Raw genomic sequence first — 26,885 nt, forward strand, 5'->3', positions numbered from 1 at the left:
AGGCGCTGGAGCTAGACAAAAATAAAACAGACATAAAAAAAAGCGCCTATATAACTAGTTTGCAGTTGTACCGAACATTCCAAGGCAGTGACAATTATATCATAAATGGTATTAACATGGACGTGATATTATAAATTAAAAGCCAGTTACCGAAAAATGAGCGTATTTTTGTAACAAAATAGTTAAAGTTAGACTATTTATCTCTTTTCGCTTTCAATTTCTCCAAACGGTGTCACGATCTTGGCATGCCCTCTGATTTTGATTGCAGATGTATGTTCTGTAAACTGTGCGATCATGACCTCTCCCTTATCAAGCTTTTCAGAATGATGGAAACGAGTATCCGTTCCTCTTGTAAGCCCAATTACATTCACTCCATCTTCAATAGCCTTTATTACTACGTAATCCGTATTTACACTTGGTTTCTTATCCATTATTATCCCCCTTACAGGAAAAATAAAGCATCAAAAGGCTAAAAGAATTACTTTTAGCCATGATTACCATTTTAGCCTTTAATCAATGACAGGATTTCTGCACGAGCGTTTACATCTTCAGCCAAAGTACCGCGTACAGCCGAAGTTACCGTTTTCGAGCCCGGCTTCTTGACTCCTCTCATTGTCATACACATATGTTCTGCTTCGACAACAACCATCACTCCATGAGGGTCAAGCTTTTCCATAATCGAATTGGCAATTGTGGACGTAATCCTCTCTTGAAGCTGCGGTCTTTTTGCCACTGCTTCAACCGCTCTTGCAAGCTTGCTAAGTCCTGTTACCTTACCGCCTCTTGGAATGTATGCAACATGTGCCTTTCCGAAGAATGGAACCAAGTGATGTTCACACATAGAGTAAAACGGGATATCCTTAACTAGTACTAGTTCCTCATGATCCTCACCAAAAATTGTTTCGAAGTATTCCTTCGGATCCTGGTTCAAGCCGGAGAAAACTTCTTCATACATTTTGGCTACACGTTTGGGTGTATCAAGCAATCCTTCTCGGTTTGGATCCTCGCCTACTGCTTCTAATATTAAACGTACCGCTTCTTCAATCTGGGCACGATTGACGTTCGACATTTGCATTTCCTCCTATGTCAATAAATCTGATTATAACCGCGCATATTTAATAAGCTATTTGATTATAATATTTTCATCTTAGCATATCCATTTCAGTGCAAGCAAAAACTTTCCCTTTAGCTGGCAAACAAAAAAGGCCGCGATCAGGTCGCGGCCTTTTGCTTAAGCATACGCTCAGTGCGTCGTATGTAATTATTTCACTGCATCCTTAAGCGCTTTGCCAGGTTTGAAAGCAGGCACCTTGCTTGCAGAGATTTCGATTTCGTCGCCAGTTTGTGGGTTGCGGCCTTTACGGGCAGCACGCTCACGCACTTCGAAGTTACCAAAACCGATTAATTGTACTTTATCCCCATCTTTTAATGCATTTAAGATTGAATCAAAAACAGCGTCAACTGCTTTTGTTGCATCCTTTTTAGAAAGCTCACCAGCTTCTGAAACTGCATTGATAAGTTCTGTTTTGTTCATGCCATTCACCTCCTCCCAAAGATATCCCATTGCTCAGAAATAAAGCATTGTTACTACATTTCTAAACAAAACAAATGAATTCTATACGTTGCTTGATGATTTTATTCCCACATGTCGCAAAAAACCGTGAAAATGAAATCAATTTGCCTTAAATCCTTATTATATAAGGGTTTGAAAGCCACAACGCTAATTCTGTTAAAAGATTATCACAATGTATTCTTCTTATCAAGATAATTTCAAGAAATAATGGGAATCTTTTCTTCTTTGAAACATAATTGTAATATGTTAACCCTTTTTACTTACCCGGTCGTAAGTAATTCAAACATTTAATCTAAATTTGAAGGCCAAAAAAATTAGAATGTTGATTTCGGGCTCAGACTCCTACTTTTCCTGAGACTTTCCTTGATGCCGCAGTAGTGAAATACCATCCACTTCAATCAACGGATGGTAAAATTAAAATTGATATTTACCACACCCGTAATGAAGTTTAAATCGTCAAAAACCTCAAATTAACTAAGGGTATTTTCTCTGTAAATAAAAACAAAAAGACTCCCATGAGGAGTCCAATTATAAAATGATTGCAATTAATCCGCCAGATCCTTCGTTTATGATGCGTTCCAGCGTTTCTTTTAATTTATAACGAGCATTTTCAGGCATTAGACTTAGCTTGGCTGAAATACCTTCACGCACAATTGAGCTTAAGCTTCTGCCAAAGATATCTGAATTCCAAATGGATAGTGGATCATCTTCAAAGTCTTGCATTAAATATCGAACAAGCTCTTCACTTTGCTTCTCTGTGCCAATGATTGGCGAGAATTCTGACTCGACATCTACTTTAATCATATGGATTGATGGTGCTACAGCTCTCAAACGCACTCCAAACCTGGATCCCTGACGAATGATTTCTGGCTCTTCCAGGCTCATATCAGACAGTGACGGAGAAGCAATTCCGTATCCTGTTTGTTTAACCATTTTAAGAGCATCTGAAATCTGGTCAAATTCTGCCTTGGCATAGGCGAATTCCTGCATAAGCTCAAGCAGGTGGTCCTTGCCGCGGATTTCCACGCCGACGATTTCCTTAAGGATATCATCGTAAAGGTCATCTGGGGCATACAAATCAATCTCAGCTACACCCTGGCCCATTTCAATACCGGCAAGGCCGGCACGGTCAATGAACTCGAAATCGCTGAATTGGTGGACCACTCTGTCGACATCTCTCAACCTTTTAATATCTTTAACTGTTTCTTTCACTGCTTCCTGATAGCTTTCACGCAGCCAGTGATTTTCACGAAGCACCATTACCCAGCTAGGAAGGTTGACGTTCACTTCAAGTACAGGGAACTCATAAAGTGCTTCCCTCATAACATTTAGCACATCAGATTCCCTCATGCTCTCAACACTCATCGCAAGCACCGGGATATCATATTTATCGGCTAACTGAGCTCTCAGTGTTTCTGTATGCGGATGGTATGGCTGGGCACTGTTGATCACGATGATAAACGGCTTCCCAACTTCCTTCAATTCTTCAATTACTCTTTCTTCTGCTTCGATATAATCCTGTCTTGGAATTTCTCCAATTGTCCCATCTGTCGTGACGACAACCCCAAGAGTAGAATGTTCTTGAATAACCTTCCTTGTTCCAATTTCTGCAGCTTCGTGGAATGGAATTGGTTCTTCATACCAAGGTGTATTAATCATTCTTGGGCCATTTTCATCCTCATAACCCTTCGCTCCAGGAACAGTGTAGCCAACACAATCTACGAGCCTGATATTGACATCCAGACCTTCATCCACGTGCACGGATGCTGCCTGGTTAGGCACGAACTTCGGCTCAGTCGTCATAATAGTTTTACCTGCGGCGCTTTGAGGCAATTCATCTAGCGCCCTCGCCCTGTCTGCCTCATTATTAATATTAGGTAAAACCACCAGCTCCATAAATTTTTTGATAAAAGTGGATTTGCCAGTACGTACCGCACCAACAACACCCAGGTAAATATCGCCGCCAGTCCTCTCGGCAATATCCTTAAAAATATCTACCTTTTCCAAGTGATCCCCTCCCGATCATAGAGTTAGTGGGAATAATATCATCCAAATTAGTAATCTGGGACAGTATATATTTATGATGTTGTCCTATATCGATATGACAATTATTTATTTTTTTACCTCCTTATTTTTTATTCACAAACAAAAGACTTCTAAGTGTCCTTTTATGAGAACAGTTGATTTCTTTTTTAAGACAAAAAAAAACCCTTCTTCTACAATATATTTTGCAGAAAAAGGGTTATGACTATTTCTCTAAAAAGATTGGTTCGCTCGTGCTCTTATCAATAGTGTATGGAGGTGAATATGCAGGTACAAACATCGAGTCGTTTACTAGGATATGACGGATGTCTTCGCCCTCATTCAAATCCAGCTTTGTGGATTTAATCGCCTGATAAAGATCACTCCTGTAATCAACGAAGATCTCTCCATCAGTTGAGATGATGAAATGAAGGTTCTGGTTAGTGAAAGGGCTGGTTGCCACAGGTTCTTGTTTATAGCCGATCTTTTTAAAATCCAGTGTATAGATATTATTCGCTATTTGATCTTTGAAGGGCGGATAGCCGTTTGCTTCAATTCTCATTTTTATTTCACGGATGGTTTCTGCGATTCGTAAATCCAGCAATTTAACCGTAGGGTTTTCCTCAACATCAACGAGGACATATTGGAATATACCGCCGTTTTCATATGCATTTCCTGGCGGTTCAGATAAATATTTAGGTACAATATTTTTAAACTCTATAGGATACTTTTGATAGATTGGTGTCTCAGCATCCCTTGTTTTTATAGGCAAAATACCGCCATTCGCTTCCTGAAATTGTTTCACAGCTGTCTGTACACTATCCAGTTGATCTTTATAAGGAACTTGATTCTGAACAAGTTTTTCTTCCGGATACATGCAGCCTGTCAATGTTATCAAAACAAGGATGAACGGCAGAAAGAAACGGAATTTATTCATTAATACCAACCCTTTAATCCTATGTATTTTATTCGCTCGTCGGCCCGCTGAATACAACAAAAAAGATAATCAGCCCAGCAGTGATCATTAACAAATAGGCAATGACCGCCGTAATAACCTTAAAGAAACCTTTTAGCTTAAATCTGCTCAAATAAATTGCAAGCAATGAGGCAATCATACAGCCCATGCCAATAAAAGATACATACATCTTTAATAATGCCGGTGACAAAATAAACCCCTCCCTTTTCCGAGAAGTATTATAACATAAGCGGTGATCAAATTAATATTCCTAAAATACTTTAAGTAAAGCATTCATTATGGGACTGGAATATGCCCTATTGATCTTTTGACATAAAAAAAGCTGAAGTAAAGAAGGGGCGGACAACTTTACCTCAGCCTATATTGACTAAATACCCTATCACCCAGTTCAAACCACCAGTTTGCTTCGATGCATTTTATGCAAGCAAAAAGGAAATCGCATCCTCGAATGCCTATTTTAAGAATATTATTCTTCGGAAAATTTTTCTGATCAGTTTTTTCCGCCAAGAATGTCAGCTAAATCTTCCATTTCATGTGTTTTCTGCCGGGACATTAAATCGTCTACCGCGTCCTTTGGGTTAACACCATTGAACAGGATGTTATAAAGTGCATTGGTAATAGGCATATTCACGTTATACTTTTCAGCGAGCTGGTGTGCAGCCTTGGTTGTCCTTACACCCTCTACAACCATACCCATGTTCTCAAGGACCTCATCCAGGTTTTGCCCTCTGCCGAGCAGGTTACCTGCCCGCCAGTTGCGTGAGTGGACGCTTGTACACGTCACAATCAAATCCCCAATTCCCGTTAAACCTGAAAAAGTCAAAGGACTCGCACCCATTTTCACACCCAGGCGTGCTATTTCCGCAAGTCCCCTAGTGATCAAGGCAGCTTTAGCGTTATCACCATAACCAAGCCCATCGGAGATACCAGCCGCTAAAGCAATGATGTTTTTCAGGGCCCCGCCAATCTCGACACCTATTAAATCAGGGTTGGTGTATACTCTGAAGTTAGTGTTGATAAATAAATCCTGGATTTTTTCAGCTGACTCCATAACTTTTGAAGACACCGTAACCGTGGTTGGGTGACGCAGACTGACTTCTTCAGCATGGCTTGGGCCGGAAAGCACCACAACACTATCAAGCAGCTCAGTTGGCATCTCCTCTTCAATCATTTCAGAAATCCGCAGCAAAGAATCTGGCTCTATCCCTTTGCTTACATGGACAATAAGTAATGAATTCGAAGGGACATCTGTCATTTTCCTGATTACTTCACGAATCGCCTTTGTTGGAACAGCCATAATGACAGTTTTTACCCCAGTTAAAGCCTCTTGAAGTGAAGAATATCCAATGATGGTTGCAGGCAGAGTAATTTCGGGAAGATACTTCTTATTGGTATGCTGCTGATTGATTTCGTCTATTTGGACAGGATTTTGCCCCCATAGCCGAACTTCATGTCCATTGTCAGCAAGGACCATTGCCAATGCTGTCCCCCAGCTTCCGGCACCGAGGACAGCTATTTTCTCTCTCTTCCGTTCCATTTAAACCACAACCTTTTTATTATTTTCTTTCTCTGGCAAAAATCTTAATCGGAGTACCTGTGAAATCAAAAGCATCCCGAATCCTGTTTTCAAGGAAGCGCTCATAAGAAAAATGCAATAACTCAGGTTCATTGACAAATACAACAAATGTCGGCGGCTTGGTTGATACTTGTGTAGCATAGTAAATTTTAAGCCTCTTGCCTTTATCTGAAGGCGTTGGATTCATTGCGACAGCATCCATGATCACTTCATTCAGAATGTTAGTCTGGACCCTCATCGCATGGTTTTCACTAGCCAAATCGATCATCGGCATCAATGTATGGATACGCTTCTTCGTTTTAGCCGATAAGAAAACAATCGGTGCATAGCTTAAGAATTGGAAATGAGCACGAATCTTTTCCTCAAATTCCTTCATAGTTTTTTCATCTTTTTCAATGGCATCCCATTTATTGACGACAATGATAACAGCTCGTCCAGCTTCTTCAGCATAACCGGCAATATGCTTATCCTGCTCGATTATGCCTTCTTCTGCATTGATGACAATTAGAACAACATCTGAACGTTCAATTGCCCTTAACGCTCTTAAAACACTGTATTTCTCGGTTGTTTCATATACCTTGCCCTTTTTTCTCATACCAGCAGTATCAATAATAAGATATTTTTGCCCATTATACGTTACCTGAGAGTCAATCGCATCCCTTGTCGTTCCAGCGATATCACTGACAATGACACGTTCCTCGCCGAGGATGGCATTCACTAGCGAGGATTTCCCAACGTTCGGACGTCCAATCAAAGAGAATTTAATCGCATCTTTATCATAGTCATCATCCTTTGGATTTGGAAAATGTTTTGCCGCCTCATCAAGCAAATCTCCTAGTCCAAGGCCATGTGAGCCTGAGATCGGAAATGGTTCGCCAAACCCTAGAGCGTAAAAGTCATAAATCATATCTCTCATTTCAGGATTGTCAATTTTATTGACGGCCAGAACTACTGGCTTATTCGAACGGTAAAGGATTTTCGCCACTTCTTCATCAGCAGAAGTGACACCTTCTCTTCCGTTCACTAGGAAGATAATTACATCTGCTTCATCAATTGCAATTTCAGCCTGCTGGCGGATTTGATCTAGGAAAGGTTCGTCTCCTAAGTCAATTCCTCCAGTGTCAATAATGTTAAAATCATGTGTCAGCCATTCAGCTGAACTGTATATACGATCCCTTGTTACTCCAGGAATATCTTCAACGATCGAAATACGTTCACCAACGATTCGGTTAAAAATCGTAGACTTGCCGACATTCGGACGCCCAACGATAGCGATCACTGGTTTCGTCATGAATATCACCCTTTCAAATTCTATTAATGCAGGTCACGGACCTGGCCATAACAATTTCAAACTTCACAGGTTCTCATCATTAGTTAAGACTCTTCCTTTTTCGCCTCCTGGTAGACACAGTCAGCACGAGGAAATAGCCTTATAAAATAAACCCTTCTTAGTATACAGAAGGGTCTGGCTTAATCAGTTTATCAAAAGATGCCGTAAACAGGCAATGAAAACATTTCCTGTCAATGTTTCACAATAATAAAAAGCTCCTCTGTGAGTGCGTGTGCAATCCCATCAAGAATGGCTTCCAGGTTCGCTGCGATAGTTTCCATCTCTTCTTTTGTATCACAATGGAAAACGGCTGTTCCTGATGGTGCTTTCTTTGGGTTTGTAGTGATGACGGCAAGTATAAGCTTCTCTATCATCATTTCCCCGCACCTCCTGCATTACTCTTCTTCTCAGAAGGCATCCTGATTGCATTTTCCAGGGTAGGAACATCACCAATGACACAAATTGCCCTTTCGATATTCCGTTCTTGAGGCAGAACAAATACCCCAACTCTCCCATCATCTAAATCCCTCTTTGCCAGCGGCACAAGCGCAGGAGTTCCAGAATCGCGGTACACTCCAAGTGCTGTGGACAAATCATGAAGTACCGCTTGTCTCTGGCCAAGATTTGCGATTGTGGAACGTGCATTCATATTTTTCGGTTTTAGAATAAATCCCATTCCGTAACTAAGCACTTCCTTTTGCCGTTCAGGAAGACCTATGTTCATAATGTAAATATTATCCACATATAGTCCCGCACCCTCGAATCTCGGTTCAACATATTCAATCTCAACAATATCTTTCAGCTTTCCACCAGACATTAGCAGTTTGCAAATAAAGACTGCCACAATCGCTCCGATTATTCCTGCCCAAATATTGATTAGAAGGTAAGCAAGCGTGCTGACAAGGGAAGTAAATATAACAAGATAATTCCTGCTTTCAAAGGCGATTGCTATCCCTTCAATATATGTCTTGCCTCTAGAAACAAGCTCATAACTGTCGAGTTCAGTGAGGGTATTCCTCTCCATATTCCTCACTTCCCTGAACTGTGAAGCCGCGAGTGTCAAAAAGGTGATTGCCGTAAATTCTTCTTCCATAATGGCTGGACCCGCAACAGTACCAAGCCCTGCAGCAATAAAACCAAGTGCAACATGGATGATCTTGCCATGCAAATATGTTGGGTATTGACGATAATCTGTCCGAAGCATAAAAAGCCTCGCGAGTGTTCCTGTCGCAATCCCGAAAACGATAGGCAATGTGTATTCATTCATGCAGTTTTTGTTCCTCCCGTTCAGCTTGATTAAGCGTACTCCTAGACATAATACCTATAGCCATTTCAAAACCTGACCAAGTTATCAGCATCGCTAAAGAAATGATCAGAATGTCCATAAAGGCTAAAGATGATATTGAATAAGGAAAGTTAAATTGCCAAAGGATCATTGAGTACAATATTTCACCTTGCAAAAATCCTGAAATCAATGCCAAACCCCTATTGTATTTGTTCTTCTGTAGTAAGAGTGCAAGATAAAAGCCAATTGCCGAAATCATGATTTTTCTGTCAAAAAGAACCCAGACCGGATCATACAATTCAAAAAGCAAAAAACTTGTATATGCCAGCATGATAATGAATGAAGAAAGGTATAAATAAAGAAATGATCCTTTCTTCTTCTTCCTTGTCTCTATAAATAAGAACATGGCAATTGAAAATGCAGAGAGGTGCAAATCAAAAATAAACAAATGAATCTTATATGGTGCAGCTACAATGACTGCCAAAAGCCAGAAAGCCAAATTCATCCTAGCGGGATTTTTCTTATCCATAAAAAAGGTAGCCCAAATCCACGCCATCCATGCCAGCCAATTAAAATATAGTCCCTCCATTATTCCCCTCCTATCATTTCCATTATGGCAATTGCTTATGTAAATTAATCTTTTTTGCATAAACTTTTTGCACTGTTCCATGTTAAGAAAAGGGGAAGCGATTTGAAGGTTTGCGGGATTGCTATAAAATCCTGGAGAACTGGTCAAGACTCCCCTTCTTTTAAGCATATTTATCCTTGCTGCTGAACCTGAACTGGTTCTTAGGTGTAGTATTGTACAAAAGACAGGCACACGATGGAAGCCTGCCGTAATAATGGCATTTGAATTTCATTCTAATCACACATTCTCGGGAGGTATAAAAATGGGAAGAGACAGACAGGAAAAGAAGTTAAAGAAAAGCGGCCGAGTGGAATCAGACCGTGACCAGGCATTGCATTACCCAGGAGCAACTAAATTGCAGAGCCCTGAAGAAGCAAGATCTCTAAATGATGGGAAGTATAGTTGAATAGCGTAAAAATAAAAAAACCCTGCAGATATCTGCAGGGTTCTTACACTCAACGACGGCTAAACGCTTTTGTATCAATTCTTCTCTGTTCAAGCCAATGGTATGTATCGCCAGAAATCACCAGAGGAATGCCCTTTAGTTCTCCTATAGTACTAGCACCGAGTGCGGCCATCATCATTGAAATCTCAGTTTTTATTGATTGAATTTCCTTAATAAGTCTTTCAGTCCCGTTTTCAAGCAGTACTTTTAGAAGATAACCCGCAATTGCCGCCGCATCTGCTCCTAATGAAAGAGCTTTTACAATTTCCGCGCTACTTTGGATTCCACCAGATGCAATCAATGAAATTTCCGGTGCAGCTGCTCTACATTCGATAAGTGAAGCGGCAGTAGGTATGCCCCAATTCTCAAAAAATGTCAGCATTCGGTTTCTGCGTTTGTTTTCAATTGCAGCGAAGTTCGTGCCTCCATAACCGCCAATATCAATATAGCGTAGGCCTGAGGAAGCAAGTTCAAAAGCAGTTTCGGCACTAATACCGAATCCAACCTCTTTAACAATTACAGGAACTTCAAGCCTTTGCTCAATCTCCATAATTCGCTGCAAAGCCCCCTGAAAGTTGCTGTCACCCTCAGGCATGGTCAATTCCTGAATGACATTCAGGTGAATTTGGATACCGTTAGCTGCAATCATATCAACTGCAGCTATTGCCTGGTCTACCGTTGCTTCACTGCCCAGATTAGCGAGAATAATCCCATCTGGATGCATTTCTCTTACTACCTCATAAGTCCTGCGTTCTGCAGGATCTTTCAAGGCAGCCATTTGAGACCCTACTGCAATAGCTGAACCAGTCTCTTTTGCAGCAATTGCAAGTTCACGGTTAATTCGATATGTTCTTTCTCCGCCGCCGCCTGTCATTGCGTTGATAAAAATTGGCGAACTTAAAGAAAGTTCGCCAATTTGAGTCTGCAAATTTATTAATGCTAGATTGGTATCCGGCAAGCTTTGGTGAACAAACTTGATATCGTCAAAACCAGTAAGCCGTTTTTGGCCTGTCTCAAGGGCATATTGAATATGGTCCCATTTCCTTTTTGATCTTGACACTATTTATCACCATTACTATTTTAGATTCTTTAGCTTGTCTCCGATCATATCACCTAAACTGAAACCTTTTGATTCCTCTGGAAGTTCGTAATCAAAAGCTTCATTGCTTTCTCTTTCTTCAAACTCCTTCATGCTAAGTGACAATCTTTGATCAGCTTTATTTGCTTCAAGCACCTTCACCTTAACAGTCTGTCCTTCTTTCAGAACTTCATGCGGAGTGCCTATATGTTTATGTGAAATTTGTGAGATGTGGACGAGACCTTCCACTCCCGGGAATACTTCTACAAACGCTCCATAAGATACGAGACGTTTTACAGTCCCTTCAAGAGTGCTTCCTTTTGGAGCTTTTTCCTCGATGTCAGCCCATGGTCCAGGCAGCGTCTCTTTAATAGATAATGAAATTCGCTCATTGTCCCGGTCAACACTCAATACCTTAACCTGAACCTTCTGGCCTTCCTCAACTACGTCAGATGGCTTTTCAACATGCTCGTGTGAAAGCTGTGATATATGAACAAGTCCATCGACTCCGCCAATATCAACAAATGCGCCAAAATCAGTGATTCTTTGTACAGTTCCTTCGATTACCTGTCCAGCTTGGATTGCGGAAAGCAGGTCCTGTTTTTTCTTTCCTTGTTCCTGTTCCACAACAGCACGGTGAGATAGAATCAGACGATTTTTCTCCTGCTCAAGCTCAACAATTTTAAAGCTGAGCGTTTTACCCTTATAATCCGAGAAGTCCTCTACAAAGTGTGATTCAACTAGTGATGCAGGCACAAAGCCGCGTACGCCCAAGTCAACAACCAGGCCGCCTTTCACTACGTCCTTAACCTCTGCTTCAAAAACCTCGCCACTTTCAAATTTCCCTTTAAGCTGATCCCATGCTTTTTCTGCATCTACTTTTCTCTTTGAAAGGATCAATGCTTCTTCTTCAACCTTCTGGACTTCAAGCTCCAATACATCGCCAACAGATACTGCATCTTCAGCCTTTTCAACGTGAAGACTTGATAGCTCGCTGATAGGAATGATTCCATCAAGTTTGCTGCCCTCAATGTCAACAAGGACTTGCTTTTCTTCTACTTTGGTTACCTGGCCTTTGACTCGGTCACCATTTTCAAAATTCTTAACCTCGATTTGATTCATATCTTCTGACATATGTACTCCTCCTTAATCCATGACTGCTGCAAATTTATGCTTTTGTGGCGGCTTCACCACTTTTAAAAACAACATAATTAAACTACTAAGTGAAAATTCTAAAAATATCTCTTCTTAATAACTTCTTACAAACAGGCATATTTGTCAAGCAAGAAACATTACTTATATTGGGTTATCAGCTTTTGAATTTCACTCATAATCAAGTCGGTTGCCTGTTCAGCATTCACCTTGTTTGCCCTGACAGAGTCCATATCAATTGGCTTTCCGTAAACTACCCTTAATTTAGTAAATGCTTTATAAGGACCGATGATCGCACAAGGAACAACATAGGCATCTGATCTTAGAGCAAAGAAACCCGCTCCTGCTAGTCCCTTACCCATTTCACCTGTCTTGCTTCTTGTTCCCTCTGGAAACAATCCTAAAACCTTTGCCTCTTTTAAAATTCCAAGTCCTTTTCTTAATGCTTCCCTGTCACTCATTCCTCTCTTAACAGGAAACGCATTAACGTTGCTTACAATTTTCCCAAGTACAGGCACTGAGAAAAGCTCATCCTTTGCCATGAAATGCACAGGACGTTTGGTGGTAATTCCTACAATAAGCGGATCAAGGTTAGAAATATGGTTAGCACAAAGAAGCACGCCTCCATCCGAAGGAATGTTCTCCTTTCCTATAACCTCGATACGGTAAGTTGGTTTCATTACGGTATTTACAAGTGATCTAGCAAATGAATAAAATGTCAATTTCACCCGATCCTTTCAAGCGCCAATACCATTATTTTTTCGACCACATCTGCGATTGACAAGGATGTTGTATCGATTACAGCGGCATCATCAGCCTTTTTAAGTGGTGCAACCTCGCGCTCTGAATCAATTTTATCCCGAGCGGAAATCTCAGCTTTCAACTGTTCCAAATCTGACTGAAATCCCTTCTGCGTATTCTCGGCATGCCTTCTCTGCGCTCTTTCCTCCACACTTGCCAGAAGGAAAACTTTTACCTCCGCATTCGGAAGTACATGAGTCCCGATGTCCCTGCCATCCATCACTACTCCGCCGTCTTTGGCAAACATTTGCTGCCGCTTCACCATTTCTTTCCTTACCTGCTCATGAATTGAAGCATACGAAACTTGATTAGTCACCTCCGCAGTTCTGATTTCGTGAGAGACCTCTATTCCATCAAGTACAACTTTTTGCCCCGCTTCTCCTGGGAAAAGTTCAATAGTAGTATCATTCAAAAGACTGATCAAGTCTGTTTCATCATTTAAGCTTACGCCTTCTTTTAATGCCTTGTATGTAAGTGCACGGTACATAGCCCCTGTGTCAATGTATACATATGCAAGTTTTTCGGCTACAATTTTCGCAACCGTACTTTTTCCCGCTGCTGCAGGTCCGTCTATAGCAATAGAAATTCGTTTACTCATATTTCCTCCTGGTACAATCAATGTTGTTGCAATATATTTTCTCTCTTATTTTAACACAAAATTTAATTATTCTTCTTTAATCATTTCATTTTTTAGTGAACAATCCTAATTTAAATTATGTAAATTTATAGGAACGATTAAGGTTATCTGTCTAAACTCCGTCAATTTTTAACATCAATTGTTAGATTCACCGATTACAATTTTAACGATCCACATTTCCAAATAAAAAAGCAGGCATAAGACATGCCTACTCCTTGCTTCGTATTGAATTCAAGACTTCTGAATGATTATCGTCAGTTACGCCTTCATATTGGGTAATTTGCTTTAGCTCTGGAAATGCATTGAATTCATGAAAAAACAACTGAGCAATGATTAAAAAGACAAATTGTATAATAGCAATCTTAATTAATATTCTTTCAAATGATTTCATTTCTTTTGCTCCTGCAGCTATTTTTCTTTTAGTATTGGAACAAAAGTTAAAAATTATTCTGTTTAGACTGGAAGTCCTTTCTTTTTCATAGCTAGCTGCCTTTCAAAGCAAAATCGTAAAAGCATCTGTCGTTCCGTTCCGGTAGCCTCGCTAAATTGTACAGACGCTTTATTCATGGGTCCCTGCCCTTGGATGATGCGGACTATCTCACCACGGAATTTCCTGTATTCATATTCTCCATTTTGCATAGGAAGCACAAACCAGCATTCAATCTTCATCCCTGGCTTCAAACTGCTATTTTTGCCAATGAGCAATGCAGCACCTCCTGCACTGATATCATCAGTAACTGTCGTGAATGGAGCGAATTCACCATTAATCGAATGCACTGCAACATCTACGGACGTTTCAACGCGTACATATTGCCTGCGCTGGATTTTGATCAGATGGTCTTTTCCAGGATAAGATAGTACAACCATTGGAATGTTCTGCTTAACCCTTCCTTTGACGTCTGTCTCAAAGTAGTAGTGAGAACCCGATTCAGTCACAAAATTCGCCTTTAATGGCGTTCCTTCTAAAAGAAAAACGGTTCTGTTCGTATTCATGTTAACAGGATAATCAATATAAAGGTCACTGCCTTTTTGCTCTACCAATTTACATTTATACTGCTCGAAATTTTCTGAGTATTTATCCTCAAGGATTATAATATCGCCGATTTTAATCAAAGCTAGCCACTTCCCCACATGTTTTTCCCAATGTCTGTTAGAATTGTTGCATTGCTTATAAAAACTACTACCAACAATTAGATAAGATTTAAGTCTTTTCTAAAAATCCCTATTAGAAAAACAAAATAATCGTTAGTAACTTTCTATAAATATTATGTAATCATTATGACATGGGAGGATTAATTGGTGCAATAGTCCTTTTTAGCATTAATTTCCCTTTTTTAGAAAGGAAATACGAACAATTGGATCGAAGCAATAGAAAAAATGAAAAAGGAAAAGCAATTGCTTTTCCTTTAGACTACATCCTCATATATCGGTTCAGCATTATGCAGTTTCTCAACCTTTTCCTCGGTACCATCTTCGGCATTGATATAAATTCGGTATGTGTCCTCTCCTAAAACTCCAAGGATTTCATAGCACAAAACCTCTGCATTCAGGTCATTTAATATAATTGCCTTTGTCTGGTCCATAATTTTCAAGTTCGGATTTATTTTCGTCTTTGCTTCTTCAACTGAAATTCCTGCCTCAGGTATTTTCCTTGTTTTATGGGATTTCAGATAATCCTCAGCTGAAAAACCAATTATTTCACCATTATCAAGGGCAACTTTCATTTTAATAGCATCAGGGTAGATTCTGACTCCACCCTCGTTGCCAACGAAAGTAAAGACACCAATATTATCATATTGTGCACTCTCGAAAAGATCCAGATTCGTAAATTTGTTGTCCTTCAAAAAGGTGATTGCCTTATTTGAAGCGTCATTAAGGCTTATCACTTGTTTTTTCACATCTCTGTCAAGAAGGAACCAAATAGGATAGCCACCCTTTTTCGTAATGTCCATGCTCGCTTCTAAGTTCGTCTTCGGATTCAGTATGGAGACACTGTAGAAACCGTAATCCGATCCTTTTCCATTCTCTTCTACCTTTACTTTGCCAGTATTCCCAATTGACGCATATCTTCTGGTAATCTTAATCGCATCGTTTTTAGAAATCTTTTTGCCTTGCAATTTTTTAAAGTTTTCATCCCTTATTTGTAAATTGATTTGCGCAGGGCCAAAATCAGTTTCAGAGTAACCTTCTACTGTTTTCTCAACAGTTTTAAAGCCGTCAATGATCGTATTGTCCGTTTTTCCCTTTTCCGTTGCCAGAGCAAGCTCTACATCCATCCACCTCAAGTTATTCTTCAAGACCATATACTGAACTTGTCTTAAGTCCTGCTGAATTTCTCCAGATTGTTTATACAATGTTTTCAGCGTGCCATACTCTTTTTCTGTCAATGGCTCTTTATCTAGATCGCGTATTGCCGCTTTATAACTGAAATTACCAATGTTCGCTAAAAATTCTTCTGTTTTATTAAACGGCAAAAGCGTTAAAGGCAGCTGGCCTACATCACCGTGCGCTTGGGAAGTGATTTTCCATACCTCTGCCAGCTGTGGAGATAATGAACTTCTTGAATTCATTGCCAGCGTTGTACCGATTTTGTCATTCAACAAGTCAATTTGATAGGTCAAGTCATGAAAGGCTCTTTGGTAATTATTTTCCGCATTAATAAGAATCGCTGTTTTTTCCCTATGCTCCTGATAACCCCAATAAGCTGTTCCTGCTATACCAATCACCAGGACAGCAATGGCTATTCCTCTTAGCAAATCAACTCACCTCTATTTACAAAAAATATGTTTTCCGATCTTTTTAATTTGCGGCCTGGACCAAATCCAAGCGCTTGTTGCGGTATCTGGATTGAAATAATAAATGGCATTGCCTGTAGGATCCCAGCCATTAATAGCATCGAGGACTGCCTTCCTCGCCGTCTCATTAGGAGTCAGCCATATTTGGCCATCCGCAACTGCTGTAAATGCTCTAGGCTCAAAAATCACTCCTGAAACTGTGTTTGGAAAAGTAGCGCTGTCAAGACGGTTCAGGATGACTGCGGCTACGGCCACCTGCCCTGTATACGGCTCCCCCCTGGACTCGCCGTAAACGGCATTGGCCATCAGCTGGATATCATTTTGAGAGAATCCATTTGGTGTACTGGCTGCAGGCTTTGAAGCAGGTGTCTGCGGTTTACTTTGGTTAGATTCTCCGCCCCAAGCAATTTTGGCGTTTGGAGTAGCTTTTGCCAGTTTCAGTTTTGTTTGCCATCCAGCAACACCGTCAACCTTCATTCCGAATTCGTACTGGAAATTCCTAAGTGCCCAATAAGTTCCCCAGCCAAAAACTCCGTCAACTTTCCCGCTGTAAAAACCTATATGCTTAAGACGTGACTGAAGCTCAATTACATCGTCCCCCACTGACCCTTGCTGTAAAACTTGGCTTGTAAAGGCATCAGCTCTTTGCTCAATCCCGCTGAAGCGTATAACTGTCAAAATCAATGCCAGTGCGGCCATCAATTTCAAGATTGACCGATAATTCTTCATTGCATGCAACCCCCAAGATGTGAACTTTAAAGATTAACCCTATTTTTTGTAAAGAGATAACTTTTATTCCACAAAAAGAAAAAACTCTCCATTTTTAATTAAATGAAGAGTTTTTATATAGGATAATGCTTTTCGATATGCTTTAGAGTCAAGATCCTTGCTTTTTTCACTTTTCTTAAACCTAGCCACCATAAGAAAATCATAAAAGGAACCATAAGCAGCAGCCAGTTTTCCCTTGTCATCAAAATATAATCATAGATTCCATGCAGGGCAACAGGCAAAGTTAATGAAAGCACTACCCATTTTTTTATTGAATGCTCGGAGAATTTTGCCTTTCCTATATAGTACCCCATAATCACACCAAACAAAGCATGGCTGGATACAGGAAGCAGTGCTCTCCCGATTGCATCCTGAAGGCCATTCGCTACAAGGTAAAAGATATTTTCCGCTGATGCAAAGCCTAATGATACCGATGCACCATAGATAATTCCATCGTATGGCTCATCAAAGGCTATGTGCTGAAAAATAGTATAATAAAGGATAAACCATTTAAAGAATTCTTCCAAAAGGCCAACCGTTCCAAATGCTTTTGTAAAGTCCCCTTGCAATAAGCCTTCTGCAGCAAGAACATATTGAATGAACATAAGTGGAAAAACGAGCAGTGCACCAAATAAAAAGGTTTTGGATACTAGTGAAAGGGGTTCTGAATCATATTGATCCTTTAAATAAAAGTAGCTTAACAGTGCCAGCCCGGGAGCGACACCAGCAGTAACTATTCCCAGCATGCGCTGTCCTCTTTTCAATTTGTTTTTTTAATCGTATCATGATATTAGAAGAAAGAAAATGGATTATTCTTCTTTCTCTACAGGTGATTTGGAGGTAGTAAACTTGAAAAAAAATATTTTATTAATTCATACTGGCGGAACCATCTCGATGAGTGAAGATACAAGCGGCTCCGTCAAGCCGGGCACAAACAATCCATTAATGGAAGGGACAGGCCTTCTTTCAAAACTCGCCAATCTCGTTGTAGAAGAACCCTTCAATCTCCCTTCTCCACATATTACACCAAAAGAAATGATGCAGTTAAAGCAATTAATCGAACAGTACGAGCAAGCGGGCACTATTGAAGGAGCAGTTATTACTCATGGTACAGATACCCTTGAGGAAACAGCCTACTTTTTAGATCTGACAGTCCAGGCAAGTTTTCCAATCGTTGTTACCGGCGCAATGCGTTCAAGCAATGAATTAGGATCAGACGGTCTTTATAATTTAATTTCTTCAATTAAAGTAGCTTCAAGCGATGAAGCTAAGGGACAAGGTGTATTGGTCGTATTGAATGACGAAATTCATGCCGCGCTGAATGTGACCAAAACACACACGAGCAATCTATCCACATTCCAGAGCCCTCAGTACGGTCCAATAGGAATTGTGACTAAAAGAGGTGTCCATTTTCATCACACACCTACGAAACATGAAAACTATTCAATCACTGATGCCGAAAAGAAAGTTGTCCTGATTAAAGCCCATGCCGGAATGGACTCTTCTCTGCTGAAGGCTATACTTGGCCTGGAGATTGATGGAGTCGTGGTTGAGGCATTGGGTCAAGGGAATCTTCCTCCAGCAGCACTTGAGGGTGTGGCAGATTTAATAAAAAACAACATTCCTGTCGTGATCGTTTCACGAAGCTTTAATGGAATTGTTCAGGATATATATGGGTATGAAGGCGGCGGAAAGCACCTGAAAGAACTTGGTGTCATTTTTTCAAATGGACTAAATGGACAAAAAGCCCGTATTAAGCTGCTTGTCGCCCTTGCAAAAACGGATAAAATGGAAGAAATTACCGAGATGTTCATGTTTTAACTATACTTTGGATGCCTGGTTATAGAACATTTATGTACTGTATCTATTACATTATATGTGCCAGCAAAATAAAAAGGCGGAAACAATCCGCCTTTTTGTTTTACTTATTTAAACTCTCTGAGAAATCGCTTCTGCTATTTGTCCTCCATGGAACCGGCCATTCTCAATAAAGATTTCATTTGCATTATTCCCTGCTGCGATTACCCCAGCAATGAAGATTCCTTCTACATTCGTTTCCATTGTATCCGGATTAAAATATGGCCGACCTGTTTCCTCCTCAATTTTCACACCCATTTTCTTTAAAAATGCATGGTCGGGCCGATACCCAGTCATTGCAAAAACAAAATCATTTTTTTGCTTTACAGTATTCCCATAATGTTCATACACAATCTGGTCAGCTGTTATCTCTTTTAATGCGGCGTTAAAAACCATGTTAATCATTCCGGTTTTGACCAGCGCCTCAAATTCTGGCAGAACCCAGGGCTTTATGCTTGGAGAATATTCTGATCCCCTATAAAGGACGGTAACTCGGGCACCAGCCTTCACCAATTCAATCGCAGCATCTACACTGGAATTTTTCCCGCCAATTACCGCAACATCCATATCAAAAAAAGGATGGGCTTCCTTAAAGTAATGAGAGACCTTCGGTAAATCCTCACCAGGGATTTGCATGAAATTTGGATTGTCATAGTACCCGGTCGCGATGATTATATTGGCCGCAGAATATTGACGCTGATCTGTGGTAACTTTGAAACTTGCTTCTCCGACTTTCGTGATTTCCGTGACTTTTTCATATTTATTAATTCTTAATTCTTCCCTTTTCGCGACTTCCCGGTAATATACGAGTGCCTGGTTCCGTTTTGGCTTGTGATTCTCAGTAATGAATGGCACTTCACCTATCGCAAGCTTCTCACTGCTGCTGAAAAAGGTTTGATGAGTTGGATAATGATAAATCGCATTAACGATATTGCCTTTTTCAATGATTAACGGATTGATTCCTTTTTTCTTAAGCGCGATTGCTGCAGCTAGACCACAAGGGCCACCGCCAACAATAATTGTTTGTTCTTTATTCATGTAAGTCTGTTCACTCCTTAGTAATCTATAAACAACCACAGTTTTATGGTGAATAGAAAAAAATCTCCTATCTTTAAATGATAGGAGATTTTTGCATAAGATTCAATGAAGAACCATTTATTAAATTAATGTACAAGCATGGAAGTTCTAAATCCAGCCTCTGAAACGGCTTGCTTCAGCCATTTTTCTGACACCGACCATATATGCAGCAAGGCGCATGTCTACTCTGCGGGTCTGTGCCGTTTCATAAATACTGTCAAAAGATTTCACCATTACTTTTTCAAGTTTTTCTTCCACTTCTTCTTCAGTCCAATAATAACCTTGGTTGTTTTGGACCCATTCAAAGTATGAAACGGTAACGCCACCAGCCGAAGCTAGTACATCCGGTACGAGCAGGATGCCACGTTCGGTTAAAATTTCAGTTGCTTCTAGAGTTGTCGGACCATTTGCCGCCTCAACAACGATGCTCGCTCTGATATTGTGGGCATTTTCTTCAGTAATCTGGTTTTCTATTGCAGCTGGTACAAGGATATCACAATCCAGCTCCAGCAATTCTTTATTTGTAATTGTATTATTGAATAGTTTGGTTACTGTCCCGAAGCTGTCGCGACGGTCCAGCAAGTAATCGACGTCAAGTCCGTCTGGATCATGCAGTGCTCCATATGCATCAGATATACCGATGATTTTTGCGCCTGCATCGTGCATGAATTTTGCCAGGTAGCTTCCGGCATTTCCGAAGCCCTGTACTACGACTCTGGCACCTTCAAGTTCGATTCCTTTTTTCTTCGATGCTTCACGTATACAAATTGTTACACCTTTTGCTGTAGCTGATTCCCGTCCATGGGAACCCCCGAGAACAAGCGGCTTGCCTGTAATGAATCCTGGAGAGTTAAATTCATCTATACGGCTGTATTCGTCCATCATCCATGCCATGATCTGTGAGTTAGTGAAAACATCAGGTGCCGGAATATCCTTTGTTGGTCCGACAATCTGGCTGATCGCACGAACGTACCCGCGGCTTAATCTTTCCAATTCCCTGAATGACATGTCACGCGGATCGCAAACGATTCCACCTTTACCCCCGCCGTACGGAAGGTCGACAATACCACATTTTAAACTCATCCAGATTGATAGCGCTTTAACTTCTTTCTCTGTTACGTTTGGATGGAAACGTATTCCTCCCTTTGTTGGACCCACTGCATCATTGTGCTGCGCCCGGTAGCCAGTAAAGACTTTAACAGATCCGTCATCCATTCTGACAGGGATTTTCACTGTCATCATCCTGAGAGGCTCCTTTAAAAGCTCATACACCTCTTCAGGGTATCCGAGTTTTTCCAAAGCCTTATGAATAACAGTTTGTGTAGATCGTAAGACGTCATGTTTGTCTTCTTTATTTGGATTTTCATTACCGTTTGCGGCTACCATTGATAAACCTCCTAAATCACTTTTGCGGATGTTGTCTGCTTTCATGGATTAGTATACACCTTTGGTTATTTTATGCAAGAAGAAAAAAACACTTTTCAGCATTTTTTGATCACAAAATGTAAACGCTAACAATTTAGGCCTGATAGTTATTGGGTGGATAAAAATTGACTGAATAATAAGACTTTACCGGGATGATAATTCATAAAAAAAAGCCGAAGCTCTTCTCCATTATTTTATAAAATAATGGACAAGAGTTTCGACTGCGTTTTCTTCCATAATCTCGTTCCCGTATTCCAATAATCTATGGATACTTAAAATAGAAGGCACTCCATATTCAGCCATTAGTGAAACGGCTTTGGTAGCGTCTTCCGCTAAAATCCCATTCATAAGCAAATAATAGTGACTCTCCATAAAGTGGAGGCTTCCACCTGGAATACCTGCCTGGTAAAGTCTGTTGGCAAGCTGTATAACATCTTCGATATTGTCAAACTCAAATAGAATATCATCGCTTCCATCGACAGTGACCTGCATTTCAATGATTCCATCATCGAACTGTTCCTCGTCTTCATCCTGCTCGATCATGGTAACGATCATCACCATACCTTGGGCATGCAATGAAAAAATCTCTACCGCAACCGACCCTAAGATTTCCAAATCAAATTCCTCGCTTGCTTCTTCAAGCATATCATGAAAAAGCTGATGCCATTTAAGTGAGTCCTTCCAGATGTCTTCCTTAGTCAATCCCCTGTCTGAAAGATCATCAACTGTAATAAAAATCTTTATCTTGTTGTTCGTTAATCGTTCCAAGCGCATAATCATGCCCCCTGCCATCGACAAAGCTCTTGTTATAGATTATGAAATTATTGCAGGTTGGTGAGTTATTTCAATTGATCAATACGCTTTTTTAACCATTTCTCCCATTCCATCCTTGTCATGCCCACAATGTTTTCTTTATAAAGTTGACGCTGCTGAAACTGTATGGAATCTATTGCGATGCCCCCTAGGCCAATGTGAAGGGCAGGGTAATTTCCGCCAATTTCATCAGCAAGCTTCAGTACTGCTGATCTATTCTCTTCAAGCGTACAAGATAAAAATAAAAATTTGGGTCTGACTTTATCAAGCACAACTTCTAAATCATGTTCAGCAATACTTGTACCAAGAAACACCACCTCAAAGCCTTTTCGCCTCAGGTACATCGTAAAGATCAGCAAGCCCAGCTCATGTTTTTCACCTGGGCCGCATACAGCAACTGCTTTAGGAAGAAAAGAGCTATGTGGAAATGAATTAGAAAGGCTTTCTATTCTTGAACGCAAAAAGGAAGAAGCAAAATGCTCATGTGCAGTCGTTATTTTTCCGTCTTCCCACAAATCCCCAATTTTAATCAAAATAGGTCCAAGCAAATCAATAACCGTTTTGTCAATTGTAAATAAGCTAAATGCCTGATTGATCAATTCATGCGCCTGAGCATTGTTAAAGTTCAAAAGTGCCGCCAACAGCTTGTCTCCTAATTCTTCCAATATATCTTTTTTAGGAGGATCGGCCCCTTCCATTGCAGAACTGGAATTCTCCATCAATGAAATCGCCTGGCTGATTGTAAAACCTTGATTCACTTTCGAAATGAGCCATCTTAATGTTCTTAGGTGCTCCTCAGTATACAATCGATGTCCGGAATCATTCCTGACGGGTGCGATCATTTGATATCTCCGTTCCCATGCCCTCAGAGTTCCTGGCTGGATGCCGAGCATATTTGATACTGCTTTAATATTATATTTTCCCTCGCTTGCTCCCATCATCAATCCTCCGTGTAACCACATTACCACACCGATTATACCCCCCTTGGATAACGGTTGTAAAACCTCAATCTGCTAGTTTCCCTTTGGCAGCAAGGTAATTAAGTGTGTTTCAGCCCTTGCCCCCAGTCTTAATGGAACTGTCGTTGTCCCGTATCCATTGCTCGTAATCAGAGTAGTGCCATTTTTCTTTTTAATTCCACCTAATTCATATGGACCAAACCCTAAAATTCTTATCTGCCCGCCATGAGTATGGCCGCTTAATACCAAACTTATATTATGGCCGGGCTCTAAACGGTTAACAATTGCTGGATTATGACTAATGAGGATGTGAAAACCATTCGGTTCTGCATCCTGCATTGCGAGGTCCAGTCTGCTTTTACCAAGACTTAGATCATCTATTCCTAAAATAAATAGAGTATCACCAGAGCTCGACTCAAATTTAACCGCCGTGTTATCCAGCATTTTCACCCCTGAATGAAAGAGCAGAGAATCCAGTTCATGTGAATTGAATTCGTAATCATTATTGCCCCATACAAAAAAAACGGGGGCAATGGATTTTAACTTTTCAATATTAATTGACACTTGATCAAGACCTACGCCCTTCTCTGCCAGATCTCCACCAATGATAACTAAATCAGCCTTCCCTTTAGCTTCCTCAATGACTGAATCCGAAATGATGCGCTTATGGATATCCGAGATAAAAAAGAGAGTAACAGAGCCAAAACTAGCGGGGAATTCCTTAAACCGCAGCTCGTGCTTCAATACCCTGTCCCCAAATGCCTGCCGATACATATATAACAGCAAGAAGCCGCCTAAAATTAATATTGCCAGTAAAAAATAAATCAGTACCATTTGTGCCTCCTGCAAATCCGTAATCTTAGTTCCCCATTCCGTCCTTAATAGGCTTTGTGAAATCATACCATACAGATAACAATAACTGAAAGAAACACACGTCTGCCATATCACGAAAAGAGTCAGCAGAAAAAAGCACCCTTTGCTTCCAATAGCTAAAATTATATCAGAAACCATCCCATTTTTACCTTTAACTGTTTTAAAACTTGAAGCGTTTCTTATCAGCCACCCGAATACGCACATGCAAATGGTGACCAAGCACTTGCCAATAATTCGAAAACGTGACTGTATTTTTCCTCGCAAAAAAAAAACCTCCCATACAAGATGTATGAAAGGCTTTTTCGTTATTTCTGTGCGACAGAATCAAACTTCATGAATATCAAGGATGCGGAAACCAGACTCTTCAAGCTTTTTGACAAATTTATCAATATTATCCTTCTTTTCAATCTTCATGACGATTCTCCGGACAAGCTTATCAGTTTCATCGAAAGTTACTAAGGAGATGATATGTTCATGGAATTGGTGGGCAATGTCTGCAAGCCTTGCAATCCTTCCTTCTGTTTCTACAGAAGTAAATGCGATCCTTACTCCTTCTCTCTGCACTCCAAATGCACTCTGGAATTGATCAAGTACGTCTGAGCGGGTAACTGCACCTTGAAATTTACCATTTTCATCAACCACCGCCAGCAATGGGATGTCTTTAAGTTTCACTAAGGTTGTTTCGAACATTTCACTTCCATGCAAGAAGTGATCCTTCAAAGTGACAATTTCCTTAGCAGCAGTATTATTGAGATATTCCTCTTTCTTGTCTCCTGCCTTAAAGAAGCCATGATAAATTCCATGCCTTGTGACAACACCGGCATATTTATCTCCATCCAAAACTGGAAGACCATCAATTTCATTTTCGTCAAGCTTTGTCAAAACATTTTGTAATGTTTCATCTTGTTGGGCTGTAATACATTTGTACTTAGGAATCATGATACTTTTAACAAACATTCAATTCACCTCTGGTTTAAAGTACTGCCATATCTTATATATTTCAACAAAATTATAAAAATCCCTGCTGAAGCTGAGAAATTTAACATGAAATTAAATTTCCCTCATAAAATGAACTGAAGTTTATATTGAGGAGGGCTTTGTTTGTCTACAAATCGAAAAGTTTGGTACCCTTACGCCAGTCCCTTCGACCCCTGTCCGCCTATCAAGGCTAAGACATTTTCAACACCGCCTAATTTATATTTAGGCTTCCAGCCGCCTAATTTGCCTCAGTTTACACCTATGCAAGCACTAAGAACAGGGACTCTCTGGAAGGTTTTCTATGATACCTGGTATTCTCCACTCGAAGCTCCAAGGGAGGACGATCTCTTATGAAGCAACTGCCACAGGAATTTTACGCAACAATGGAACAGTTGCAAGCAGTAGATTTCGTCTTGGTAGAACTCACTCTCTATTTAGATACCCATCCTGATGATTTTGAAGCAATTAATCAGTTCAATCAATTTGCAAGAGAACGCAAACGACTGAAAAAAGTCATTGAAAGCAACTATGGCCCTTTAATGCAATACGGTAACAGTTATTCAGGATATCCCTGGGATTGGAACGAAGGACCGTGGCCTTGGCAGCTCTAAATGAACTTAGGAGGGGGTAAGGAAGATGTGGGTATATGAAAAAAAATTGCAATACCCCGTAAAGGTCGGCACCTGTAACCCCATGCTCGCCAAATTTTTGGTTGAACAGTATGGCGGAGCTGATGGAGAACTTGCTGCAGCATTACGATACTTAAATCAAAGATACACGATTCCAGATAAGGTGATTGGATTATTGACGGATATTGGGACAGAGGAATTCGCCCACCTTGAAATGATCGCTACGATGATTTACAAATTGACTAAAGACGCTACACCTGAACAGATGAAGCAAGCTGGTCTGGATGCGCATTACGCCAACCACGACAGTGCTCTCTTCTATCATAATGCAGCGGGTGTTCCTTGGACAGCTTCCTATATAGCTGCAAAAGGCGATCCTATTGCTGATTTATACGAAGATATTGCTGCTGAAGAAAAAGCAAGAGCAACATACCAATGGATCATTAATATGAGCGATGACCCAGATTTAAATGATGGTTTAAGGTACCTGCGAGAGCGCGAAATCATTCACTCCCAGCGTTTCCGTGAGGCAGTGGAAATACTTAAGGATGAGCAAGGAAAGAAACGAATATACTAAGATTGCAAGAAGCATCCATCACCGGATGCTTCTTATTTATTTTCATGGTACAGGTTAATATCATATGCTTTTTTCATCATCTCAAATACTACATGGCGATTCTTCCACTCTTCTTCCTTCTTCCATAAATCCTTGCTGCGGTCGACAATCTCACAACGGAGAGCATGATATTCTTTTTCCGCTTTCTCCCGCTTTTCTTTTAATAAAATCATTAATCCATAAGTCCCGACGGTCAAAATTAAAAAATATAAATTTGCCGAGTTCTGGACATAGACAGAAAAGATTTCAGCAAATGAGTATGAATATGGCTGCATCACCGTTACATAAAGATAATAGAAATAAAGGGTTATTAGTCCAATCGTTATCCACACAGACAAAAGATGCCTAGATTTGTATTTGTCAAACTTCCTTTTTCGATCAATTAGATTATTAAGCATTTTCTTCGTTGCATGATCTGTTCTGTCATCCAGTTTCGTGATTTCTGGTTCCATTCACAAGCCCTCCTCTTTACCTTCGATTAACTTTTCTGTTTTTGTTGGATTCTTTGTTACTTAAACAAACACTAAGAATGTGAATCCTATGAAAAGCGAAAAAGAAACAAAACAACACTTTATGCGAAAGCAGCCTTACA

General features: G+C 40.3%; 31 protein-coding genes and 1 pseudogene. 5 read left to right on the top strand and 27 right to left on the bottom strand.

Features of this window, described 5'->3' with window-relative positions; genetic code table 11:
• Positions 1–197 precede the first annotated feature (197 nt).
• The 11 genes from mtrB to V7201_RS05140 all read right to left on the bottom strand — a co-directional run bounded on the left by mtrB (position 198) and on the right by V7201_RS05140 (position 9,351).
• Positions 198–431, bottom strand: a complete 234-nt coding sequence (mtrB, locus tag V7201_RS05090; protein ID WP_335375701.1) for a trp RNA-binding attenuation protein MtrB — start codon at positions 429–431, stop codon at positions 198–200.
• A 71-nt stretch (positions 432–502) separates the two neighbouring features.
• Positions 503–1,069 carry a GTP cyclohydrolase I FolE gene (gene folE / locus V7201_RS05095; protein ID WP_041965672.1) on the bottom strand — a complete coding sequence of 189 codons (567 nt, stop codon included), beginning with the start codon at positions 1,067–1,069 and terminating at the stop codon, positions 503–505.
• Between the two features lie 192 nt (positions 1,070–1,261).
• Positions 1,262–1,534 (bottom strand): HU family DNA-binding protein, encoded by a 273-nt coding sequence (locus V7201_RS05100; RefSeq protein ID WP_335375702.1) that lies wholly within the window; start codon positions 1,532–1,534, stop codon positions 1,262–1,264.
• Between the two features lie 567 nt (positions 1,535–2,101).
• A complete protein-coding gene (gene spoIVA, locus V7201_RS05105; protein ID WP_335375703.1) occupies positions 2,102–3,580 on the bottom strand; it encodes a stage IV sporulation protein A in 1,479 nt (492 codons plus the stop codon).
• A gap of 241 nt (positions 3,581–3,821) precedes the next feature.
• The gene (locus tag V7201_RS05110) at positions 3,822–4,532 is read right to left on the bottom strand and encodes a hypothetical protein (protein ID WP_335375704.1); all 711 of its coding nucleotides are present in this window, start codon (positions 4,530–4,532) and stop codon (positions 3,822–3,824) included.
• Positions 4,533–4,560: 28 nt separating this feature from the next.
• The gene (locus V7201_RS05115) at positions 4,561–4,761 is read right to left on the bottom strand and encodes a DUF2768 domain-containing protein (RefSeq protein WP_335375705.1); all 201 of its coding nucleotides are present in this window, start codon (positions 4,759–4,761) and stop codon (positions 4,561–4,563) included.
• A gap of 300 nt (positions 4,762–5,061) precedes the next feature.
• Positions 5,062–6,108 carry an NAD(P)H-dependent glycerol-3-phosphate dehydrogenase gene (locus V7201_RS05120; protein WP_335375706.1) on the bottom strand — a complete coding sequence of 349 codons (1,047 nt, stop codon included), beginning with the start codon at positions 6,106–6,108 and terminating at the stop codon, positions 5,062–5,064.
• Positions 6,109–6,127: 19 nt separating this feature from the next.
• A complete protein-coding gene (gene der / locus V7201_RS05125) occupies positions 6,128–7,438 on the bottom strand; it encodes a ribosome biogenesis GTPase Der (RefSeq protein ID WP_335375707.1) in 1,311 nt (436 codons plus the stop codon).
• Positions 7,439–7,668: 230 nt separating this feature from the next.
• On the bottom strand, positions 7,669–7,854 hold the full coding sequence (locus V7201_RS05130) for a capping complex subunit for YIEGIA (RefSeq protein WP_335375708.1): 186 nt from the start codon (positions 7,852–7,854) through the stop codon (positions 7,669–7,671).
• A complete protein-coding gene (locus tag V7201_RS05135; RefSeq protein WP_335375709.1) occupies positions 7,851–8,744 on the bottom strand; it encodes a YIEGIA family protein in 894 nt (297 codons plus the stop codon). Before V7201_RS05135 ends, V7201_RS05130 begins: the two co-directional genes overlap by 4 nt.
• Positions 8,737–9,351, bottom strand: a complete 615-nt coding sequence (locus tag V7201_RS05140; RefSeq protein ID WP_335375710.1) for a YphA family membrane protein — start codon at positions 9,349–9,351, stop codon at positions 8,737–8,739. Before V7201_RS05140 ends, V7201_RS05135 begins: the two co-directional genes overlap by 8 nt.
• Positions 9,352–9,652: 301 nt before the next feature.
• Between V7201_RS05140 and V7201_RS05145 the strand changes: the two genes are divergently transcribed.
• Positions 9,653–9,796: a YpzI family protein gene (locus V7201_RS05145; RefSeq protein ID WP_125480618.1), complete on the top strand. Its 144-nt coding sequence runs from the start codon at positions 9,653–9,655 to the stop codon at positions 9,794–9,796.
• A gap of 49 nt (positions 9,797–9,845) precedes the next feature.
• Here V7201_RS05145 and fni read toward each other — a convergent pair whose 3' ends face one another.
• From fni to prsW, 9 genes and pseudogenes are all read right to left on the bottom strand, one after another.
• Positions 9,846–10,895 (bottom strand): type 2 isopentenyl-diphosphate Delta-isomerase, encoded by a 1,050-nt coding sequence (gene fni / locus V7201_RS05150; RefSeq protein WP_335375711.1) that lies wholly within the window; start codon positions 10,893–10,895, stop codon positions 9,846–9,848.
• A gap of 15 nt (positions 10,896–10,910) precedes the next feature.
• Positions 10,911–12,047: a 30S ribosomal protein S1 gene (gene rpsA / locus V7201_RS05155; RefSeq protein ID WP_335375712.1), complete on the bottom strand. Its 1,137-nt coding sequence runs from the start codon at positions 12,045–12,047 to the stop codon at positions 10,911–10,913.
• 158 nt (positions 12,048–12,205) lie between these two features.
• Positions 12,206–12,787: a lysophospholipid acyltransferase family protein gene (locus V7201_RS05160; protein ID WP_335375713.1), complete on the bottom strand. Its 582-nt coding sequence runs from the start codon at positions 12,785–12,787 to the stop codon at positions 12,206–12,208.
• A 2-nt stretch (positions 12,788–12,789) separates the two neighbouring features.
• Positions 12,790–13,464, bottom strand: coding sequence for a (d)CMP kinase (gene cmk, locus V7201_RS05165; protein WP_335375714.1), 675 nt, complete (start codon positions 13,462–13,464; stop codon positions 12,790–12,792).
• A 247-nt stretch (positions 13,465–13,711) separates the two neighbouring features.
• Positions 13,712–13,894, bottom strand: a complete 183-nt coding sequence (locus V7201_RS05170; protein ID WP_335375715.1) for a YpfB family protein — start codon at positions 13,892–13,894, stop codon at positions 13,712–13,714.
• A gap of 62 nt (positions 13,895–13,956) precedes the next feature.
• A complete protein-coding gene (locus V7201_RS05175) occupies positions 13,957–14,634 on the bottom strand; it encodes a flagellar brake protein (protein ID WP_335375716.1) in 678 nt (225 codons plus the stop codon).
• Between the two features lie 275 nt (positions 14,635–14,909).
• The gene (gene ypeB / locus V7201_RS05180) at positions 14,910–16,259 is read right to left on the bottom strand and encodes a germination protein YpeB (RefSeq protein WP_335375717.1); all 1,350 of its coding nucleotides are present in this window, start codon (positions 16,257–16,259) and stop codon (positions 14,910–14,912) included.
• Between the two features lie 12 nt (positions 16,260–16,271).
• Positions 16,272–16,934: pseudogene (gene sleB / locus V7201_RS05185) on the bottom strand (spore cortex-lytic enzyme); the annotation flags it as partial.
• A 206-nt stretch (positions 16,935–17,140) separates the two neighbouring features.
• Positions 17,141–17,812, bottom strand: coding sequence for a glutamic-type intramembrane protease PrsW (gene prsW / locus V7201_RS05190; protein ID WP_335375718.1), 672 nt, complete (start codon positions 17,810–17,812; stop codon positions 17,141–17,143).
• A 103-nt stretch (positions 17,813–17,915) separates the two neighbouring features.
• Here prsW and V7201_RS05195 point away from each other — a divergent pair, with 103 nt between their 5' ends.
• The gene (locus V7201_RS05195) at positions 17,916–18,887 is read left to right on the top strand and encodes an asparaginase (protein ID WP_335375719.1); all 972 of its coding nucleotides are present in this window, start codon (positions 17,916–17,918) and stop codon (positions 18,885–18,887) included.
• Positions 18,888–18,995: 108 nt separating this feature from the next.
• On the opposite strand, the gene V7201_RS05200 is transcribed toward V7201_RS05195, so the two are convergent.
• The 6 genes from V7201_RS05200 to V7201_RS05225 all read right to left on the bottom strand — a co-directional run bounded on the left by V7201_RS05200 (position 18,996) and on the right by V7201_RS05225 (position 25,027).
• Positions 18,996–19,961: a YpdA family putative bacillithiol disulfide reductase gene (locus V7201_RS05200; RefSeq protein WP_335375720.1), complete on the bottom strand. Its 966-nt coding sequence runs from the start codon at positions 19,959–19,961 to the stop codon at positions 18,996–18,998.
• Positions 19,962–20,108: 147 nt separating this feature from the next.
• Positions 20,109–21,386, bottom strand: a complete 1,278-nt coding sequence (locus V7201_RS05205; protein ID WP_335375721.1) for a Glu/Leu/Phe/Val family dehydrogenase — start codon at positions 21,384–21,386, stop codon at positions 20,109–20,111.
• Positions 21,387–21,614: 228 nt separating this feature from the next.
• Positions 21,615–22,199: a genetic competence negative regulator gene (locus tag V7201_RS05210; protein ID WP_335375722.1), complete on the bottom strand. Its 585-nt coding sequence runs from the start codon at positions 22,197–22,199 to the stop codon at positions 21,615–21,617.
• Positions 22,200–22,264: 65 nt separating this feature from the next.
• Positions 22,265–23,176 (bottom strand): MerR family transcriptional regulator, encoded by a 912-nt coding sequence (locus tag V7201_RS05215; RefSeq protein WP_335375875.1) that lies wholly within the window; start codon positions 23,174–23,176, stop codon positions 22,265–22,267.
• Positions 23,177–23,251: 75 nt separating this feature from the next.
• The gene (locus V7201_RS05220) at positions 23,252–24,031 is read right to left on the bottom strand and encodes a metallophosphoesterase (protein ID WP_335375723.1); all 780 of its coding nucleotides are present in this window, start codon (positions 24,029–24,031) and stop codon (positions 23,252–23,254) included.
• Positions 24,032–24,394: 363 nt separating this feature from the next.
• Positions 24,395–25,027, bottom strand: coding sequence for a CBS domain-containing protein (locus V7201_RS05225; protein WP_335375724.1), 633 nt, complete (start codon positions 25,025–25,027; stop codon positions 24,395–24,397).
• A gap of 144 nt (positions 25,028–25,171) precedes the next feature.
• Here V7201_RS05225 and V7201_RS05230 point away from each other — a divergent pair, with 144 nt between their 5' ends.
• Genes V7201_RS05230 through V7201_RS05240 form a run of 3 tightly spaced genes read left to right on the top strand, consistent with a single transcriptional unit; the run spans position 25,172 to position 26,254 of the window.
• On the top strand, positions 25,172–25,402 hold the full coding sequence (locus V7201_RS05230; protein WP_335375725.1) for a spore coat associated protein CotJA: 231 nt from the start codon (positions 25,172–25,174) through the stop codon (positions 25,400–25,402).
• The gene (locus V7201_RS05235; RefSeq protein WP_335375726.1) at positions 25,399–25,659 is read left to right on the top strand and encodes a spore coat protein CotJB; all 261 of its coding nucleotides are present in this window, start codon (positions 25,399–25,401) and stop codon (positions 25,657–25,659) included. The genes V7201_RS05230 and V7201_RS05235 overlap by 4 nt, the downstream gene beginning before the upstream one ends.
• A gap of 25 nt (positions 25,660–25,684) precedes the next feature.
• Positions 25,685–26,254: a manganese catalase family protein gene (locus V7201_RS05240; RefSeq protein WP_335375727.1), complete on the top strand. Its 570-nt coding sequence runs from the start codon at positions 25,685–25,687 to the stop codon at positions 26,252–26,254.
• Between the two features lie 32 nt (positions 26,255–26,286).
• On the opposite strand, the gene V7201_RS05245 is transcribed toward V7201_RS05240, so the two are convergent.
• Entirely contained in the window at positions 26,287–26,745 is a 459-nt protein-coding gene (locus V7201_RS05245; protein WP_335375728.1) for a YpbF family protein, read from the bottom strand.
• Positions 26,746–26,885 lie beyond the last annotated feature (140 nt).

The organism is Bacillus sp. JJ1122, from assembly GCF_036964885.1.
Classification (GTDB): Bacteria; Bacillota; Bacilli; order Bacillales; family Cytobacillaceae; genus Mesobacillus.